The sequence below is a fragment of the Photorhabdus temperata genome (assembly GCF_025384845.1).
GTDB lineage: Bacteria > Pseudomonadota > Gammaproteobacteria > Enterobacterales > Enterobacteriaceae > Photorhabdus > Photorhabdus temperata.
The window spans coordinates 1-1363 of record NZ_JAJAFX010000173.1; the positions used below are offsets into that span (position 1 = coordinate 1).

4 protein-coding genes are annotated in these 1363 nt (G+C 44.4%); all 4 read right to left on the reverse strand.

What is annotated here, in order from left to right:
• The coding region (locus tag LGZ99_RS24390; RefSeq protein WP_262979843.1) for a lysis protein at positions 1 to 318 on the reverse strand (318 nt) is incomplete at its 3' end.
• Positions 315 to 539 carry a hypothetical protein gene (locus tag LGZ99_RS24395; RefSeq protein ID WP_166310379.1) on the reverse strand — a complete coding sequence of 75 codons (225 nt, stop codon included), beginning with the start codon at positions 537 to 539 and terminating at the stop codon, positions 315 to 317. The genes LGZ99_RS24390 and LGZ99_RS24395, both read right to left, overlap by 4 nt.
• 11 nt (positions 540 to 550) lie before the next feature.
• Positions 551 to 961, reverse strand: coding sequence for a structural protein (locus LGZ99_RS24400; RefSeq protein WP_390894059.1), 411 nt, complete (start codon positions 959 to 961; stop codon positions 551 to 553).
• Positions 962 to 966: 5 nt separating this feature from the next.
• On the reverse strand, positions 967 to 1293 hold the full coding sequence (locus LGZ99_RS24405; RefSeq protein ID WP_166310383.1) for a phage holin, lambda family: 327 nt from the start codon (positions 1291 to 1293) through the stop codon (positions 967 to 969).
• Between the last annotated feature and the right edge of the window lie 70 nt (positions 1294 to 1363).

The window sequence follows — 1363 nt, forward strand, 5'->3', positions numbered from 1 at the left end:
GCCGGAGGGGGAACCGGCTTCGCCCTGACTACAGGTTGCCGCGATACGCAACCGGCGACGACCATTGACAACATCATTGCGAAGAACGTCGATTTCAGATTTGGCATTGGCAAGTTCCTGTGTGTGCTTCACATCCAATTCGTTCAACATGGTAATGTGTGAGTTCTGATAGTCGATAGTGTCTGTGAGTTGCTGAATGTCTTCTTGCTGCTGCTTTGTAACATGACGTTCTCTCTGTAACGCAGAGTGATAGTAATACGCTGTCAGTGAAATAACGATTAGTGCGAGTATCGTGTAGTAATGAGCATTGAATTTCATGACCGTCTGCCAACAAATTGATTGTATTTCTCGTTTAAAAAACCGAATCCAAAAACAATTGGCATCAAAATAACAAACAGCGGCCACATGAGTGACATAAACATAATTAACCCAAAACTTTCCGGGTCATTAGATCGTTTTTCTATCAATGTAAAAATAATCAATGCCGCAATCACACCGAGAAAATAAATGACTGGAACCAGAATCTGAATAATGCTCATCACTCAATTCCTTATAGCAACTCAAACGCCCGTTCGAACGTCTCCGGTGAATAGGGTTGCTGATTTGCGTTCTCCATCTTGATAATACCTTCAGCTAAAGCGAACAAGGTTATCTTGTCTTGGGTAGATATACGCTCATCCGCAGAGACGCCCACCTTCTTAGCCGCAAACTGAATATAATTTTCCGTATTATTCTCGTGGGGCGGTGCGTAACGATTGATAATCTCTCTGACTGTATTCAGTTTGTGCTTGCGTTGGTAGTTTTGCAGCAATTTGAACAACGCCCGGATACCATACTCCGGCGACTCAAACCGGCAGAACCGAGGTTCAATCGTTGGATCAAGAGGTAATTGACCGAGCCAGTCGTTGAAACGGTTATAGTCAATATTGCCGGGATTATTGTTTCGTATGCCCCTGCTTATTATACTCATTCTTTTATCCCCGCTTTATTACGCAAAGTCCCGCGCATTAATTGGCCGAAAAAATCCGTTCCCAGATAGCCAATAATCACGCTGCCGATATAAGCCAGATCCGTACTCAGATTTAAGAAGACGAGCAAGTCACGAATAAACCATGCAATAAGTGCACACATCAGCGCGTCAATCATCGTCTTCCAGAACTTACCGCCGTTATATCGGCCTCTGAGGTAAGCCATTGTTGCAGCCAGTGCCGCCCCTAAACCTTGTTCTTTGACTGATAACAGCCATAACCATAGCTGCATCCAGATGTCAGGCTGCTTGTCCATGAGTTTCATATCCACCCCCATAAAATGGGCGTCCGTGGGGTGAACTATGTTACCCCTGTGAGTTGTAGTTAATTAAAGA